Raw genomic sequence first — 1,242 nt, 5'->3', positions numbered from 1 at the left:
GTGCGTCGTCAATCTGTGCTACGAGGTGTCGGGGCGTTCCTTCGGATATCGCTACGAAAACCTCGGCGACGCGGTGCGTTTGAACTTGAAGTGCGGGCCTTGTCTGCTCAACCTGCACCTGCTGGTACCCAAAGGGAAAACTGCCAGCAGGCTGTCGGTAGACGGCCGCGAAGTCAAGTTCCAGCGTGTGGCAGTGGAAGAGAGCCAGTTCGTCGACGCCGCGTTGCCCGTGGCCGGGGCTGAGGAGATACTGCTGCGCCTGGAGGTGGCCAGGCATAGAGCTTGAGGGGTAGCCTCAATCACCACTTGAAATGATCGGCATTGAAGAGCTTCCCACGGAGGATATCGCAATGAAACTGAAGGACGCTTTGCAGAATGTGCGGGTGATTGTGTACCAGGCACAAGCACCCCTGGTGGCGCAAACCGTGGCCTACGAACTCGCCTCAGGGCTGCCTGCAGCCTCGGTAGAGGTAACGCGCACGCGCCGCACCAAGCTTAGACCAGGTACATTGTGCGTGGGGACAGTGGAGCACTGCCCGCTCGCCGTGGATGCTGCGCAGCGGCTCCGGGCCGATCTCGATAACGAGTTTGCCTACCTGCAGCTGCAAGCCGATGGCTCAGGAGTGTTGCTCACCTCGAAGGCCAATTTGTTGTACAGCTTCATGCGCTACGTAGTCGAGCACTTGGCAGACCACGACCTCGCGCCCTTTGATAAGGGCAGGGTTTTCCCGACTGCGTTCAAGTGGCAGCGCGTGTCGTACGACTACTTCCTCACGCAGGAGGGGCGGATCCAACGGGGTATGGACAAGGAGCGCTACATCCGCGAGCTCGCCCGCCTGGGTTTTACCCACATCGAGGTAAATGGCCTCGCCTTCCCTATGGGACTGGAGACCGGGCCGAAGGGTGAAGTCTATCCGATGTTCTACACTTACTGTCCTGCCCTGGACCAGTTTGTCTACACGGAACTGAACAAAGGTATCTATCCGCTCTACTATCTTTCTGCCAATCTCGCCAATCTGAAGGAGAATGCGCGATTGGCGCGCAAGTACGGCCTGACTCCAGGGCTTCTCTGTTTCGAGCCGCGATCGGTACCGGAGGAGTTCTTTGCGCGCTACCCCATGCTCCGTGGCGCGCGCGTGGATCATCCTTTCCGAAGCTTCAAACCGCGCTACAACATGACCATCGCCCACCCACGCGTGCGCGCCCACTATGCCGAGATGATGACAAAGCTGATGCGCGAAG

General features: G+C 59.1%; 2 protein-coding genes. Both read left to right on the top strand.

All coding sequences use genetic code 11. From position 1 onward, the window contains the following. Window positions 1-286 (top strand): hypothetical protein (locus H5U38_13335; protein ID MBC7188011.1); only part of this gene is annotated, 286 nt, incomplete at its 5' end. Window positions 287-350: 64 nt separating this feature from the next. Further along, window positions 351-1,242 (top strand): hypothetical protein (locus tag H5U38_13330; protein ID MBC7188010.1); only part of this gene is annotated, 892 nt, incomplete at its 3' end.

Source organism: Calditrichota bacterium, assembly GCA_014359355.1.
In the GTDB taxonomy this organism is placed as follows: Bacteria; Zhuqueibacterota; Zhuqueibacteria; order JANLFK01; family Oleimicrobiaceae; genus Oleimicrobium.
This window is presented reverse-complemented; position numbering and strand designations above follow the sequence as displayed.